Source organism: Nonomuraea sp. NPDC003214 (assembly GCF_053590035.1).
Genome location: NZ_JBSFSX010000006.1, coordinates 519356 through 533966, shown reverse-complemented (window position 1 = coordinate 533966; position 14611 = coordinate 519356). Strand labels below are relative to the sequence as shown.

Genomic DNA, 14611 nt, shown 5'->3' with positions numbered 1-14611 from the left:
CGGGTTCCGGGGGCAGCCGGCCCAGGAGGCGGCCAGCCCGGGAGGCGGGTGACCTCGGCCGGTCGCTAGTTCGGTGGGTCGAAGCGGCCGTCGACGGCGGTCCAGCCGCCGTCGACATGGAGCACGGAGCCGGTGACGAAGCCGGCCGCGTCGCTCGCCAGGTAGACGACCGCGCCGGCCATCTCGTCCGCCGTGGCCCACCGGCCCAGCGCGCTCTTGGCCGCGTAGGCGTCGTACCAGGCGGGGTTGTCCTTGATCTGCTTGGTCAGCGGCGTCTCGACGACGCCGGGCGCGATCGCGTTGACCCGCACCCCGGACGGCCCGAACTCGGCGGCGGCGGTGCGCAGGAGCTGCACCAGCCCGGCCTTGGTGGCCGAGTAGACGCCCTGGCCGGGTTCGGTCACGGAGGCGCGGATCGACGCGAAGCCGATGATGGAGCCGCGGCCCCGTTCGACCATGCCCGCGCCGAAGGCCCGGATCACCTCGAACGAGGCGCGCAGGTTCAGGTCGACGACCCGGTCGAACTCCTCGCCGGTGTAGTTGAGCAGCCGCTTGCGCACGTTCGTGGCGGCGGTGAACACGAGCACGTCGACGGGGTGTTCGGCCGCGGCTGCGGCGCGCAGCTCGCCGGTGTCGAGCACGTCGAGCAGCCGGGCGGAGCCGCCGCAGCGCTCGGCGGTGGCGGTGGCGGCGGCCAGGTCGCGGTCGGCGCACACGACGTCGGCGCCGTGCGCGGCCAGCGCGAGCGCCGACTCCCTGCCGATGCCGCTGCCGGCCCCGATGACCACCGCACGCCGCCCGTCCAGGCGGAACAACCGCTCGTATGCCATGGAGGCACCCTAACGACTGGTCTGACCAGTGCACCAGGCCGGGTGGTTCAGGACCGGCGCGCCTCCCACTCCTCGCGGGTGATCTCGTACTCGACCTCGCCCTGGTCGGAGCCGTCGATCACGTCCGGCCAGTCCTGGAAGAACGTGCGCACGAAGCGCAGCCCGCACTTCTCCATGACGCGCCGCGAGCCGCGGTTGATCGTCATCGTCTCGGCGTGCACGCGCCGGGCGCCGAGGGAGAAGGCGCGGTCGATGAGCGCCAGCGAGCCCTCGGTCGCGTAGCCCTGGCCCCAGGCCGCCTTGTGCAGCCGGTAGCCCAGCTCGGGCCCCTCGGCGGGGCCGTTCAGGAGGAACCAGCCGATGAACGTCTCCCCGTCGAACGCGGCGTAGAAGCCCCCGGCGGCGAACCTCGGCAGCGTCTCCCCGGTGATCACCTCGCGGGGGACCGGCTTGCCGCCGTTGAGGTAGCGCATCACCTCGGGGTCGTTGTGCAGGTCGTACAGGAGGCCGGCGTCGGCCTCGGTCTCGGTGAAGCGGCGCAGGGCCAGGCGGTCGGTCCGCAGGTAGATGTCCACCCGCACACGCATACCACCCGGCTCCGGCGCGGTTCGACAGGTTTTCCCGGCCCGGCCGCCGGTCACTTCGACAGGTAGAGGGTCTTCCAGGTGCCCGCGTACAGGCAGGTGAGGGAGGGCTTGGCGGCCTTGGGCTCGGCGCAGACCTTGAGCTCGACCTGGTAGACGTCCCCGTGGCTGATCGTGAAGTGCTTCGGGGTGCGGTAGGAGCAGTCGCGGGCCCAGCGGTGCCGGAACGGCAGCTCGCCCCCCGTGCGGTAGGTGATGCGGAAGACCGCCCACCCGCACGCGGCGCCGCGCGTGTTGTCGCGCACGGTGCCGCTGATCCGGACGGCGTCGGCGGTCGGCAGGTCGGCGTGGTCCTCCCCGGTGGCGGTCAGCGTGCCCGCCGCGACGGCGCGCTTCCCGGGAGCCTGGTACGGGCCCCACGACCCGGCGGCGGGGGCGGCGTGCGCGGCGGGGGCGACGGTGGCGAGGGTGATGGCGGCGGTGGCGGCGGCTGCGAGACCGGCGAGGGCGCGGGAGAGGCTCATCGGAGGACCGTCCTTCCTGGTGGATGGCCTCACTGTGTGATGCGGCGGTTTCAACCGGCTTGCCGGTGAATGACCGGCGATTTCAACCGGCTTGCCGCACTCCGCCCCTCCTCGGAAAGCCGGGATGTCCCCGCGACCATACGACAGATTCACCTTATGTCTTAACAAACGTTGACTTTTTGTTCATCTCCCGGATAGAAAGCTGTCACTGATCGGCAAGGAAGACGGGAGTCCGGCGGCACCATGATCGGGGAGATCGAGCTGCTCAGCGTGGCCACCAGCCTGCCGGAGCCCGCGCTGGACCTGCACTACCTGCACTACCCGCTGGACGTCCCCGACGGCGCGGGCGAGCTGGAGCTGGAGCTCGCGTACGACAAGGTCATGGACGTCGTCCAGATCTACGCGGTGCTCCTCGACCCCGCCGGAACGTTCCGGGGGCACGTGCAGTGTCCCGGCGGGCCGGGGCCGAGGCGGCTGGTGATCCGCGTCGGGCGGCACGACGCGACGCCGGGATGCGTCCCGGGCCCGGTCCCGCCAGGCCGGTGGACCGTACGCCTCGATCTCGACCGCCACAAGCGGGCCGCGCCGTACGAGCTGACCGTGCGCGCCCGCCCGGCCGGAGAGCCGGTGACGGCGGCGGTGCGGGCCGTGCCGCGCGAGCGTCCCGCGCCCGGGGAGGTCGCGCGCGGCGGCGCCGGCTGGTACCGGGGCGAGCTGCACAGCCACTCCCACCACTCCGACGGCCGCAGGCCCGTCGCCGACCTGGTGCGGGCCGCCCGCGACGCCCGCCTGGACTTCCTGGCCGTCACCGACCACTTCACCTCCGCCCACTGGGACGACCTGGCCGCGCACGACGACGAGCTCGTGCTGCTGCGCTCGATGGAGCTCACCAGCCACCGAGGCCACGCCAACCTGCACGGCCTGTCGCGCTGGGTCGACACGTACGTGGACCGCCCCGAGCACACGATGACCCAGGTGGCCGCCGACGTGCACGAGCAGGGCGGGCTGCTCTGCGTCAACCACGCCTTCAGCGGCGACCAGGCGTGGCGGCGCTTCGACACCCCGTGGGACCGCGTCGACCTCATCGAGATCGCCCACCTCCAGCAGGGCGCCAACAACGACGCGCAGATCGGCCTGTGGGACCGGCTGCTCACAGCCGGGCACCGGGTGATCGGCGTCGCGGGCAGCGACTGCCACGACCCGCACGACCCGGCGCAGGCGCTCGGCCAGGTGGTCACCGTGGTGCACGCCGAGGAGGCGAGCCGGGCGGGGATCGTGGCGGGGCTGCGGGCCGGGCGGGTGGCCGTGTGGCGCGGCGCCGACCTCGACATGCGCGTGGACGGCGCGCCGATGGGGTCGAGCACCGGGCGCGGGCGGGTGCGCGTCGAGGTGGACGTGCGGGCGGACGAGCCGGTCGTGGTGTTCGTGCTGCGCGACGGGCTGATCATCGGCGTGGTCCCGGCCGCGGACCGGCCGGGGGAGTGGCAGCGGATCGCCGTCGAGGACGTGATCGACCGGCCCGGCTACTACCGGGCCGAGGCGCACGCCGACCCCGGCAGGCACGACCCCCGCTTCTGGGCCAGCTCGATGCGCGACCACAGCTCGCTGCGGGCCGCCGGCAACCCGGTATGGATCCGCTGAAACCCCCCTCAGATCAGGAGACACCACCATGCGGTACGGGATCATGCTCGGCGCGGTCACGCTGGCCCTGGCGGGCTGCTCGGGTGTGCTGACCAACAACGACGCGGGCGCCGGCCAGGGCGACGCGAACTCGCTCACGCTCTACTCCGTCAGCGGCCCCGAGGTCACGGACCCGATCCTGGCCGCGTTCAGGACCGCGCACCCCGACATCACCGTCAACAAGATCAGCCTGCCGGGCACCGGCGAGGCGTTCGCCCGCGTCAGGGCGGAGAAGGACCGGCCGCTCGGCGACGTCATCTGGGGCGGCTCGTCCGAGCTGTACTCGGCCAACGCCGACCTGATCGCCCCCGTCGAGCTGCCCAACGACGCCGCCACCGTGGCCAAGGACCCCAACCACGTGTGGCACGCCACCGACCTGCTCTTCCAGGCGATCGCCGTGAACACCGACAAGTTCCCCGACGCGAGCAAGCACCCCAAAACGTTCGCCGACCTGGCCCAGCCGGACTACCCCGGCGGCGAGATCGCCTTCGCCACCCCCAAGTCGTCCGGCACCTCCTACAGCCTGCTCACCACCATGGTCACGCTGCACGACTGGGAGTACGTGACGCGGTTCGCGAAGAACGCGCGCCTGCTCGACGGCTCCACGGCCATGTTCAACATGGTCAAGGACGGCGAGGTCGGCACCTCGTTCATCAACGAGGACCTGGGCGCCAAGTGGATCGAGGCCGGGGCCAAGATCAAGCTGATCTACCCGTCCGACGGCGTGTCCAGCCAGATCGGCTCCGCCGGGGTCATCAAGGGCGCCAAGCACCTGGAGGCGGCCAAGACGTTCGTGGACTTCCTGATGTCGAAGGAGGCCCAGCAGACGATGGTCGACCAGGTGCAGCGGCGCTCCTCCCGCGCCGACGTGTCCGCGCCGACCGGGCTGCCGCCGGTCGAGCAGCTCAAGCGGGCCGGCGTGGACGAGAAGTGGGCGGCCGGGCAGAAGGACGAGATCCTGGCCAAGTTCGACGACGCGGTCAAGAGCGCGGGCTGATGGCCGTCCGGTCCCGGTCCCGTTCCTCCCGGGCGAACTGGCGCGACCCGTGGCGGCTGGCCGGCCTCCTCGCCCTGCTCGTCCTGCTGATCTTCATCGTCTACCCGCAGCTGTGGATCGTCACGGCCGCGTTCACCTCCGACACGGGCGAGTTCACGCTCGACCGGTTCGCCGCGTTCGCCGCCGACGACCGGTTCACCGCGCCGCTGGTGCACAGCGTCGTCGTCAGCCTCGCCGTGGCGGCGGGCGCGGCGCTGGTGGCGGTGCCGCTCGCGTTCGTCATGGCCCGCTACCGGGTGCCCGGCCGGGAGGCCGTGCTCACGCTGCTGACGATGGCGACGACCTCGCCGCCGTTCCTCGGCGCGTACGCGTGGCTGCTGCTGCTCGGCAGCGGCGGCATCGTCACCAAGGCGGCCCGCGAGGCGGGGGTGCCGCTGCCGTTCGACTCGATCCTCGGCGTCGGCGGCATCATCTGGGTGGGCGTGTGGTTCACGTTCGCGCTGATCTTCCTCATGGTGTACGACGCGTTCCGGGCGGTCGACCCGGCGCTGGAGGAGGCCGCGCTGTCGGTCGGCTCCACGCCGTGGCGGGCGCACTGGAAGGTGACGCTGCCGCTGGCGGTGCCCGCGATCGTCACCGGCTGCTATCTGGCCGGGATGCGGATCTTCGCCGACTTCGGCACGCCCATGCTCATCGGCGGCGGCTACCAGATGCTGCCCGTCGTGGTCTACCAGAACTTCATGTCCGAGGTGGCCGCCAGCCCCGGCGTCGCCGCCACGGCCAGCATCGTGATGGTGCTCGTCTCCGGGCTCGCCCTGGTCGCGCAGCGCCGGATCGTCGCCCGGCGCTCGTTCGCCGTGACCGGCGGCCGGGAGCAGCCACTGCGCGAGCTGCGCGGCCTGCCCAGGGCGCTGACGCTGGGCGGGATCTGGACGGCGCTGCTGCTCGGGTTCGTGCCGCACCTCGTGGTCGTCCTCACCAGCTTCCTGCGCTGGCAGTCGGGCATCCTGCAGTGGGAGCCGACGCTGGACAACTACCGGCGGCTGTTCGAGGAGTCGCTGCAGCCGATCGTGCTCAGCTTCGTCTTCGCCGGCATCGCCTGCCTGCTCGCGCTGGTCACGGGCGTGGTCGTGGCCTACATCGTGGCCCGCAAGCGCTTCCGGATCTCCGGCCCGCTGCTGAACAACCTCGTCATGGTCCCGTACATCCTGCCGGGCACGGTGTTCGCCATCGGGTTCATCCTGGCGTTCAACCACCTGCCGGTCATCCTCACCGGCACCGCGCTGATCATCGTGGTCGCCTACTTCATCCGGCGGCTCCCGTACGTGATGAAGTCCATCGAGACCGCGCTCGCCCAGGTGCACCCGTCGCTGGAGGAGGCCGCGATGAGCGTCGGCGCGCCGCCCAGGCGCAGCTTCCGCGACGTCGTCGTGCCGATCATCAGGCCCGCCGTCATCTCCGGCGGCACCGTCGGCTTCCTGCAGATGATCACCGAGCTGTCGGCCACCGTCATGCTGTACGCGGTGCCGTGGGTGACCATGACCGTGGTCATCTTCACCAACGCCATGCAGCCGGGCAGCCCGTTCGGCGTCGCCTCGGCCATGACCACCGTGCTGCTCGTGTCCGTCTACGTCCCCCTCTACCTGCTGCGCCGCCGCTACAACATCCGGAGCATCTGATGGACATCAGCATCGAGGGCGTCTCCAAGTCCTTCGGCGAGACCACCGCCCTGGAGTCGGTCGACCTGCGGGTGCCGTCGGGGCGGCTGGTCACGCTGCTCGGCGCGTCCGGCTGCGGCAAGACGACGCTGCTGCGCATCGTCGCCGGGTTCGAGACGGCCGACACCGGCAGCGTCCGGTTCGGCGAGCGCGACCTGGCCCGGGTGCCGGTGTGGAAGCGCCGCATCGGGTTCGTCTTCCAGAGCTACGCGCTGTGGCCGCACATGACCGTCGCCGAGAACGTCGCGTACGGGCTGCGCCTGCGCAAGCTGCCCAAGCAGGAGATCGCCGCGAAGGTGGAGGCCGGGCTGGCCATGGTCGGGCTGACCGGCCGCGAGCAGCGCAGGCCCGGCCAGCTCTCCGGCGGCCAGCAGCAGCGCGTCGCCCTGGCCCGCGCGCTCGCCCTGGAGCCCGACGTGCTGCTCATGGACGAGCCGCTGTCCAACCTGGACGCCAAGCTGCGGATCGAGATGCGCCGCGAGATCCGCCGCATCCAGCAGGAGACCGGCATCACCGCCGTCTACGTCACCCACGACCAGGACGAGGCGCTGGAGATCTCCGACCTGGTCGCCGTCATGAACGGCGGCCGCGTCGAGCAGATCGGCGCCCCCGAGGACGTCTACGACCGGCCGGAGACCACGTTCGTCGCCTCGTTCGTCGGCACCGTCACCCTGCTGAAGGGCGAGGTCACCGCCGACGGCGGGCTCGCGCTCGGCGGCGGCGCCACCGTCGCGCTCGGCCGGCCGCCCGGCCCGCCCGGCGCCGTCGTGAACGTCGCCCTGCGCCCCGAGGACCTGCGCCTCGTCGACGCCGGCGCCCAGTTCACCGGCACCGTGGTGCGCAGCAGCTTCCAGGGGTCCGGCCGCGAGTCCGTCGCCGAGCTGCCCGGCGGCGAGCACGTCACGTTCGAGCACCGCCGGCCGCTCGCCACCGGCGCCACGGTCGGGCTGGTGGCCGACCGCTTCACCGTCGTCGAACGCGACACGGGCCTCGCCTGAGTCCCGGACCGGCGGGGTACAAAGGATCACATGACCGCACTCGGCGCCGTGTTCCGGCCCCAGCTCCCGCCCGAACGCCTCCGCGAGGTCGCCCAGGCCGCCGACGACGCCGGGCTGGAGCAGCTGTGGCTGTGGGAGGACTGCTTCTTCGAGGGCGGCGTCTCCACCGCCTCCGCCGCGCTCGCCTGGACCCGCAGGCTGCGCGTCGGCGTCGGGCTGCTGCCCGTCCCGCTGCGCAACGCCGCGCTGGCCGCGATGGAGGCGGCCGCGCTGCACCGGATGTTCCCCGGCCGGGCCGTCGTCGCGCTCGGCCACGGCGTGCAGAGCTGGATGGGGCAGACCGGCGCGCGCGTGGAGTCGCCGCTCACGCTGCTGCGCGAGCACCTGGCGGCCACCCGGGCGCTGCTGCGCGGCGAGCGCGTCACCACGCGGGGGCGTTACGTGCGGCTCGACGACGTCGCCCTCGTGTGGCCGCCCGCCTCGCCGCCGCCGGTGCTCGCCGGCGCCACCGGGCCGCGCACCCTGCGCCTGTCGGGAGAGGCCGCCGACGGCACCGTCATCGTCGCCGGCACCGCCCCGGACGACGTACGGCGGGCGCGCCGGCTCATCGACGAGGGGCGGGAGGCGGCCGGGCGTGACGACCGGCACGAGCTCGTCTGCTACCTGCACGCCGCCACCGGCCCCGACGGGCCCGCCCGGCTCGAGGCCGAGACCGCACTCAGCGGCAGGCCGGAGTACGGTGCCGCCGGGCCGGCCGCGGCGATCGCCGAGGCCGCCGCGCGGCTGGCCGAGGCCGGGGCCGACACCGTGATCCTGCAGCCCACCGGTGACGAGCCCGACCCGGCGGGCTTCGTCCGCTTCACCGCGGAAGAGGTGCGGCCCCTCCTCACCTGACCGGACGCCGTACCGGGACTCGCGGCGGCGTCACGGGGCCCAGGCGGTGGCCTTCAGGACGGCGGCGGCCACGGCGGCGGGCGGGTCGTCCGCCACGCGCACCGTGACGTCGTCGACCTCGGCCGCGTCCAGGATGTCGTCGAGCTCGCCCGCGCGGGCCAGGTGCCAGCGCAGCCGCGCCTCGTCGCCGTCGTGGCGCCGGACCAGCCGCCGCCGGAGCGTGGCGGGCTCGACGCGCAGCCGGCACACGGTCAGGTCGACGCCGAGCGCCTCCCGGTAGCGACCCCGCTCCTCCAGGCTCTCGATGACGCCCGCGAGGACCAGCCGCACGGCCCCCGCCTCCAGGTAGTTGCGGGCGACGCTGCGCAGGTTGCGCACGGTCATCGCCGAGTTGAACGGGTCGCCGGGCGGCGACGGCCAGGAGCGGCGCAGCCAGTCGAGGTCGAGCACGGCGCCGGGGACGCGGGCGTCGGCGAGCAGGTCGCCGAGCGCGTCAGCCACCGTGGTCTTGCCAGCGCCGACAGTGCCCGTGATCAGGAGGGCGCGGGCTGGGGACATGCGGCCATTCTGGCAGAGACCCCGTCCGGCCGGTCCGCGCCCCCGGCGGCCGGCTCACCTCCCGCCGCGCCGCACGTACACGGGCTCACCCACGTCGACCAGGCGATACAGCTTGTCGGCGGTGTCCATCGGCACCCGCACGCAGCCGTGGGAGGCGGGCCGCAGCGGCACCTTCGTCGACCCGTGCATCGCCACCCCGCCGACGAAGTACAGCGAGTTGTACATCGACCCGAGCGGCCCCGTCGTCCATCCCGGGGCCCGCTTGGTCACCCGGAAGTCACCCTCCGGGGTGCGCGCGATCCGGCAGCGGCCGCCCTCGCAGAACCGCACTCCGGCGCCGCTCGACATGTGGGAGACCAGCACCGGCCGCCGGTCGCGGTAAACGGCGAGAAGCTGGCGGCGCAGGTCGATCTCGACCCGGTCGCGGGGGCCGCCCGGCACCAGCGGGCGCATTCTCCGGGGACGTTCCAGGGCGCGCAGCACCTTGGCGTCGGCCACGTTGCGCGGGCGCATTCCCTGGCTCTTCTGGAACCCCCACACCGCGGCCCGGGTGGATTCGTCGAAGACCCCGTCGGCCTGTCCCCAGAAATAGCCGCCGGCCCGCAGCCGCCGCTGCATCTGCTTCACGGCGGGGCCCCGGTCGCCGGGCCGCAGCACGCCCGCCGGAGCGGCGGGATCGGCGGCCGCGCGGGCGGCGGGCGCGAGCGCCGTGGGTGCGGGGACGGCGGGAGCGAGGGGCAGTCCCAGGCCCACCGCGAGAACCAAGACGTTGATCATACGCCACTTCGTTTCCCTGTTCGGTGCATGCGCACCCCGGCGAAATGCCTTTTTCCGTAAAGGGCTGCGAGCCATTGTTGTCCCACTAAATCCGGACAAATTGAATTACGCTCTCACGCCTCGCGGAAATGGCGATCCTTTGATCATCCATTGCTGTTCGACTGGATAAGAGTGATCGGGAGTGCGGGTATGTCTGCGGCTGTCGCGGAGCGAGCGAGTCGGCGCCCCGCGTCCAGATCGATAAACCCATGAACGGAAACGATCGCCCATGAACACTGAGAGTCGAGCGCCACGCGCGCTCAAGCGGGTCGCCACCCTGGCCCTCGCGACTGCTGCCGCCAGCGTCATGCTTCTCCCGGCGGCGCAGGCCGCCGGCGCCAGCACGGCTCAGGTGGCCGGCACCGCCGTCCAGGCGGGCGTGGTCACCGGTGCGCACGAGAAGCCCCTCCTGGGCTGCCGTCACCGCCGCTGCGGGCACGGCTGGGGCCACCGCTGGTGGGGTGGCTGGCGCCACAAGTGCCACCGTCACCACCACCACTGCCGGCGCGGCCCGAGGGGCCCCGAGGGCCCGCGCGGCCCGCAGGGACCGGCGGGTCCGCAGGGCCCCCAGGGCCCTCCCGGAAAGGTCATCCACAAGCCGGTGTGGCCCCACAAACAGCACGAGCTGGAGCCGTGGTGGGCGCACAACGACCACGACCACGACCGCGACTGGAACCGCGGCTGGGACGACGGTAACGGCTGGTGGGAAGGCTGGCGCCACCACGACCGCAACCACGACGACGACTGACCGGCGGGCGCGCCCGCGCGCCCGCCCGGCCTGAACGCTGATGCCGCACCCGTGCCACGGGTGCGGCATTCGCGCGTTGACGGCCTGATGAGCCGCCGTCCGACCGGCTCCGTGCTCACCGTCCGTAGCCTGGAGCTCCACGGCTTGACTACAAGTCAGGATATGTGGTCGTCTCGTCACTTCTATTCGTAACGGGATGACTTCGGGGGGTTTCGCGCCATGCCATGCCGGCACGCCGTGGGCCGCGTGCTCGCTTCCACGTCCATGGCGATCGCCGCTCTGGCGGCCACCCCTCACCCGGCCCCGGCGCACGCCGACCCGGCCCGCCCCGCGGGGCAGCCTGCCCGGACGGAGGCCCAGACTCCCCGCGCCGGGACCGTGCCGCCGGTGCCCACGCCGTCCGGCACGCCGGTGCGGGTCGCGCTGGAGCCGTCGCCCGCCCTGGCCGACCCCGGCGACGGGCAGACCGGCCCGGAGGCCCCCGAGGTGACCACCCCGGCGGGTCCGGCGCTCGCCGACGCCGTCGAGGCCGAGGCCCGCGAGAGCGCCCGGGCGCCGGAGACGAACCCCCAGGCGGACGACGGGCCGGCCAGCGACGGGCCGGGCAACGGGCGGGAGAACGACGGGCCGGGCGACGGCGGGCCGGTGTCGCCGCGGGACGTGCTGCCCGCCGCCGACGGGGCCGCGCCGCTGGCGTTGCAGGCCCCCGTCGCCGGGCTGTTCGGCAAGCTGGCCAAGCAGGTTCCCGGCCTGACGTACCGGCTGTGCGTGGAGAGCGAGCGGGTGCCCGTCTCCTGCTCGGGCCCGCAGCCGCTGGCCAAGCCGGTGGCCGCGGACGTGACCGGCGACGACAGGGCCGACGTGGCGGCGTACCTGCTGCCCGAGGCCGAGCCGGGGAAGTCCGCCGTCGGGCTCGGCTTCACGGTCAGGCGGCTGCCCGGCCGCCCGGCCGCCAGGGCCCGGGTGTGGGCCGAGTACGACGGCCGCGTCTCCGTGGGCTTCGGCGGCCTGCTGTCCGGCACCGACCGGGGCACGTTCACCGTCGACCTGTCGGGCGGCCGCGTGAAGGCGAGCGTGACCCGTACGGACCCGGGGGCGTCCGCCACGACGGTGGCGGGGCTGACCGGGAAGGCGCTGGTGAGCCTGCGCCAGACGCCCGCCACCGGCCGCCTCACGGTGGACGCGAGCCTGGGCTCGCCGCGCCTGGACGTGACCGCGTCGGCCCCGGCCCGGGTGGAGGCGCTCGCGGTCACCGGCCGCCGCGTGACCCGGGCGGTGCTCGACCGGATGCCGAGGAGCGCCCGGGTGACCCTGGAGGGCGGCGGGGCGCGCTTCACCGCGCCGAGCCGGATCGGCCGCGCCGAGCTGCACGACCACCACTACAGCGAGGGCCGGCTCACCCGGCTGGCGAGCGTCGAGCTGCGCGACGTGCCGCCGGTCCTGACCGCCCGGTACGCGACCGAGCGCGGCAGGCAGGTGCTGACGTTCGGCACCGGGCGCGGCCGGGCCGGGGCGGCGCGCGTCCGCTACTACGACCGGGCGGCGGGCCGCGCCGTGCTGCGCGCCGGGCTCACCGGCCTGCCCGCCCGGCTGCGCCTGGTCAACGACCCGGCCGCGCACCGGGTGCGGCTGACGGCGAGCTCGCCCGTGGGCCGGTTCGAGGCCGTGCTCCAGCGCGGCGGCGGCGCGATCGCCACCCCGCGCGGCGGCCACGTCACCATGATCAAGGACGGCGCCGCGTTCGGCGTCTCGGCGCTGCTCACCAAGCTGTCGGCGTTCGACGTCACGTACGGGGCGCGGCCGCGGGCGCGGCTGGAGTCGGGCGGCGGCCGGCCGTTCACCGGCGCGGCGAGCGTCGACGGCGCGCACCGGGCCAGGCTGGAGCTGTCGAACACGCCGCACGAGGTGGAGGTCACGCTCGACCCGGCGGGCAAGGCCGTCTACCGGTCCGCCGGCACGATCGGCGAGGTGCGCGCCGCCTACGCGAACACCCGTTCCGCCCTCGCCGTCGACGTCACCGCGCGGGGCGTGCGCGGCGACGCCGGCGCGTCGTGGGAGCTGGGGGAGCGGTCGAGGGCGGCCGTCTCGGGGTCCGCGCCGCTGCGCGAGATCCGGCTGCGCGCCCGGCGCGGCGGCGACGACCTGAGCGCCACGGTGACCGGCCCCGGCAGGCGCGCCGAGCTCGTCGCCGACGCCGCCGCCAGGACGCTGACCTGGACCTCCGGCGCGCCCGTCCGCTCGGTGGACGCGCTCGCCCGCGCCACCGCCGGCGGCCGGAAGGTGCGGGCCGCCGCCCGGGTGACCGGCGTGCCGGCCCGCTTCGACGCCTCCTGGGACCCGCGCGGCTACCGCTTCCGCGGCCTGTCCGGGCCGGTCGGCTCGGCGGCGCTCGCGTTCACCAACCACGACGGCGCCAAGGTCCCGGCGGGGCCGCACCTGGCCGCCCACTATGACGAGGCGTCCGGCGACCTGGACGCCGCCGTGCGGGTCAGGGGGCTGCGCTCGGTCGCGTTCACGCCGTCGGACGGCGGGTTCGCCGCCGACGTCCGGGCCGCCCGGCAGACGCTCGCGCTGTCGGCCGACGTCACGCGCGGCGACGTGCGCGCCGGGCTGCTCGGCACCGCCGGGCCCGCGCCCGGGCGGCTCGCGGTCTCGGTGTCGGGCGGGCAGGTCACGTACTCGGGCACCCGCATGGACGTGCGCGCCCGCGCCTGGGCCGGCAAGACCGGGGCGCTGCGCGACCTGAAGGACGCGCCCGCGCTGGACGACGGCATCTCGCTCGTCGACGGCGGCTGCCGGCCGGGCACGCGGGGGTGCGCGCCGGGCCCGTTCTGCGCCGAACGGGGCTGCTTCGCCGTCCGGGCCCACCTGGACGTGGCCGGGCTGCCGGAGAAGGTGACGGTGGACCCCGCCAGGAGGACGTTCACCTTCGACGGCTACCGGCCGGGCGGCCGCGGCCTCGGGCTCTACCTGGCCGGGACGGTCCTGCCGCCCGCGCCGGTCAAGGTCGCCGCCCGGCTCACCGGGCTGCCGTCGCGGATCACCCGCATGTCCCTGGGCCCGTTCGGCGTGACGCCCGGCCCGCAGGGGAACGTCGTCGAGGCCGCCTACCGCGTCGAACCGGCGGCCACGCTGGGCGCGCTCACCGCGCACGCCGAGGCCGGGGGAGCGCGCGGGCGGGTCGCCGTCGCGCCGGTGCCCGCCGCCGTGGCCGTCCACGGCACGTACGGGGCGCGGACCCGCGTCAGGGTGATCAACTCCGCGCCGGTCGAGCGCCTCAGCGCCCAGGTGACGGTCCCGGGAGCCGGGAGCGGGGAGCTGCGGTTCACCGACGTGCCCGCCCGGTTCGGCGTGGACGCCGACGCCTCGGCCACCGGGCTGCGCGTCCCGGCCGTCACGTACAAGGCCGAGGGCGGCCTGTCCACGCTCGACGGCCTGCTCCGCGTGGACGGCGGGCTGGCCGACCGGTCCGGGAGGCTCGGGCACGTGTCGCTCTCCGTCACCGACCTGGCCGCCGACACCACCGTCAGGCTCGGCCCCGACCTGTCGGTGGACCTGGTGTCGCGGCCGGTGCCCACCGGCCGGGTCGCGCTGCGCGCCGGGCTCACCGTCGACCCGGTCGCCCGCCAGCGGGTGCGCGCCGCGCAGGACGTCCCCTACACCGGCGGCTTCCTGTCCTACCAGGTGAACGGCGACTTCGCGCTCGGCCGCAGCTCCGTCGCCGACCTGTCGCTGGCCGTGCGGAAGGTGTCGCGGCTCACGGTGCGGCCGGGGCGGGTGCCGTTCGGGCTGAAGGCGCCGGCGGCGCTCGGCTACCTGACGCCCGGCTTCGAGGGCGCCTACGACCGGCTCACGCTGCGTGCCCGCGGCGTCGACCTGCGGCCGGACGTCACGCTGGGCGTCCGGCTCAGCCGGGAGGTCGGCGCGGACGTCTTCCGCGAGTCGGTGCGCCTGGGCGCGGCCACGTCGCTCGCGCCGCGCCGCTACGACCAGCGGCTGCGCCGCATCTCCACCCGTCCGCAGGTCGCGGCGGCCGGGATCCGGCTCGCCTGCCTGGCGGTCAGCGCCAAGCCGGGGTTCGCGGCGCGGGGGAAGGGCGACTCCATCACGCTGCGCGGCGCGGGCGGCCCGCAGATGGTGTCGTTCCTGGACCCCGGCGGCCAGACGCCCGACTACGCGGTCGACCTGCTCACCCACTTCATGTCGCCGTTCCCCGGCGCCGTGTGGAAGGTGGACGCGCGCGCCGGGGGCTGCCGGGCGTAGG

The 14611-nt window shown here is 74.5% G+C and carries 12 protein-coding genes; 7 read left to right on the top strand and 5 right to left on the bottom strand.

Annotation, left to right across the window (positions count from 1 at the left end):
• Window positions 1–65: 65 nt before the first annotated feature.
• Genes ACWDXC_RS21555 through ACWDXC_RS21545 form a run of 3 tightly spaced genes read right to left on the bottom strand, consistent with a single transcriptional unit; the run spans window position 66 to window position 1938 of the window.
• The gene (locus ACWDXC_RS21555; RefSeq protein ID WP_449984594.1) at window positions 66–830 is read right to left on the bottom strand and encodes an SDR family NAD(P)-dependent oxidoreductase; all 765 of its coding nucleotides are present in this window, start codon (window positions 828–830) and stop codon (window positions 66–68) included.
• 47 nt (window positions 831–877) lie between these two features.
• The gene (locus ACWDXC_RS21550; protein WP_449984591.1) at window positions 878–1417 is read right to left on the bottom strand and encodes a GNAT family N-acetyltransferase; all 540 of its coding nucleotides are present in this window, start codon (window positions 1415–1417) and stop codon (window positions 878–880) included.
• Window positions 1418–1467: 50 nt separating this feature from the next.
• Window positions 1468–1938: a hypothetical protein gene (locus ACWDXC_RS21545; RefSeq protein WP_449984589.1), complete on the bottom strand. Its 471-nt coding sequence runs from the start codon at window positions 1936–1938 to the stop codon at window positions 1468–1470.
• A gap of 243 nt (window positions 1939–2181) precedes the next feature.
• Here ACWDXC_RS21545 and ACWDXC_RS21540 point away from each other — a divergent pair, with 243 nt between their 5' ends.
• Genes ACWDXC_RS21540 through ACWDXC_RS21520 form a run of 5 tightly spaced genes read left to right on the top strand, consistent with a single transcriptional unit; the run spans window position 2182 to window position 8225 of the window.
• Window positions 2182–3579: a CehA/McbA family metallohydrolase gene (locus ACWDXC_RS21540; RefSeq protein WP_449984586.1), complete on the top strand. Its 1398-nt coding sequence runs from the start codon at window positions 2182–2184 to the stop codon at window positions 3577–3579.
• A gap of 28 nt (window positions 3580–3607) precedes the next feature.
• Window positions 3608–4615, top strand: coding sequence for an extracellular solute-binding protein (locus ACWDXC_RS21535; RefSeq protein WP_449984583.1), 1008 nt, complete (start codon window positions 3608–3610; stop codon window positions 4613–4615).
• Window positions 4615–6294, top strand: coding sequence for an ABC transporter permease (locus tag ACWDXC_RS21530; protein WP_219513934.1), 1680 nt, complete (start codon window positions 4615–4617; stop codon window positions 6292–6294). The genes ACWDXC_RS21535 and ACWDXC_RS21530 overlap by 1 nt, the downstream gene beginning before the upstream one ends.
• A complete protein-coding gene (locus ACWDXC_RS21525; protein WP_375075125.1) occupies window positions 6294–7331 on the top strand; it encodes an ABC transporter ATP-binding protein in 1038 nt (345 codons plus the stop codon). The genes ACWDXC_RS21530 and ACWDXC_RS21525 overlap by 1 nt, the downstream gene beginning before the upstream one ends.
• A 30-nt stretch (window positions 7332–7361) precedes the next feature.
• The gene (locus ACWDXC_RS21520; protein WP_364179655.1) at window positions 7362–8225 is read left to right on the top strand and encodes an LLM class flavin-dependent oxidoreductase; all 864 of its coding nucleotides are present in this window, start codon (window positions 7362–7364) and stop codon (window positions 8223–8225) included.
• 30 nt (window positions 8226–8255) lie between these two features.
• Here the strand turns inward: ACWDXC_RS21520 and ACWDXC_RS21515 are convergent, their stop codons facing one another.
• Both ACWDXC_RS21515 and ACWDXC_RS21510 read right to left on the bottom strand, forming a co-directional pair.
• Window positions 8256–8783: an AAA family ATPase gene (locus ACWDXC_RS21515; protein ID WP_449984579.1), complete on the bottom strand. Its 528-nt coding sequence runs from the start codon at window positions 8781–8783 to the stop codon at window positions 8256–8258.
• Between the two features lie 54 nt (window positions 8784–8837).
• Entirely contained in the window at window positions 8838–9548 is a 711-nt protein-coding gene (locus tag ACWDXC_RS21510; RefSeq protein ID WP_449984576.1) for a L,D-transpeptidase family protein, read from the bottom strand.
• Window positions 9549–9828: 280 nt separating this feature from the next.
• Between ACWDXC_RS21510 and ACWDXC_RS21505 the strand changes: the two genes are divergently transcribed.
• Both ACWDXC_RS21505 and ACWDXC_RS21500 read left to right on the top strand, forming a co-directional pair.
• Complete coding sequence (locus ACWDXC_RS21505; protein ID WP_219513923.1) at window positions 9829–10347, top strand: hypothetical protein; 519 nt, start codon at window positions 9829–9831, stop codon at window positions 10345–10347.
• Between the two features lie 246 nt (window positions 10348–10593).
• On the top strand, window positions 10594–14610 hold the full coding sequence (locus ACWDXC_RS21500) for a hypothetical protein (protein WP_449984574.1): 4017 nt from the start codon (window positions 10594–10596) through the stop codon (window positions 14608–14610).
• The last annotated feature ends 1 nt before the right edge of the window (window position 14611 follow it).

Excerpts from the sequence above, each read along its gene's own strand:
- ACWDXC_RS21525 (WP_375075125.1), top strand. The coding sequence starts at position 6,294 with ATGGACATCAGCATCGAGGGCGTCTCCAAGTCCTTCGGCGAGACCACC.
- ACWDXC_RS21505 (WP_219513923.1), top strand. The coding sequence starts at position 9,829 with ATGAACACTGAGAGTCGAGCGCCACGCGCGCTCAAGCGGGTCGCCACC.
- ACWDXC_RS21520 (WP_364179655.1), top strand. The coding sequence starts at position 7,362 with ATGACCGCACTCGGCGCCGTGTTCCGGCCCCAGCTCCCGCCCGAACGC.
- ACWDXC_RS21550 (WP_449984591.1), bottom strand. The coding sequence starts at position 1,417 with ATGCGTGTGCGGGTGGACATCTACCTGCGGACCGACCGCCTGGCCCTG.
- ACWDXC_RS21530 (WP_219513934.1), top strand. The coding sequence starts at position 4,615 with ATGGCCGTCCGGTCCCGGTCCCGTTCCTCCCGGGCGAACTGGCGCGAC.
- ACWDXC_RS21545 (WP_449984589.1), bottom strand. The coding sequence starts at position 1,938 with ATGAGCCTCTCCCGCGCCCTCGCCGGTCTCGCAGCCGCCGCCACCGCC.
- ACWDXC_RS21535 (WP_449984583.1), top strand. The coding sequence starts at position 3,608 with ATGCGGTACGGGATCATGCTCGGCGCGGTCACGCTGGCCCTGGCGGGC.
- ACWDXC_RS21555 (WP_449984594.1), bottom strand. The coding sequence starts at position 830 with ATGGCATACGAGCGGTTGTTCCGCCTGGACGGGCGGCGTGCGGTGGTC.
- ACWDXC_RS21540 (WP_449984586.1), top strand. The coding sequence starts at position 2,182 with ATGATCGGGGAGATCGAGCTGCTCAGCGTGGCCACCAGCCTGCCGGAG.
- ACWDXC_RS21515 (WP_449984579.1), bottom strand. The coding sequence starts at position 8,783 with ATGTCCCCAGCCCGCGCCCTCCTGATCACGGGCACTGTCGGCGCTGGC.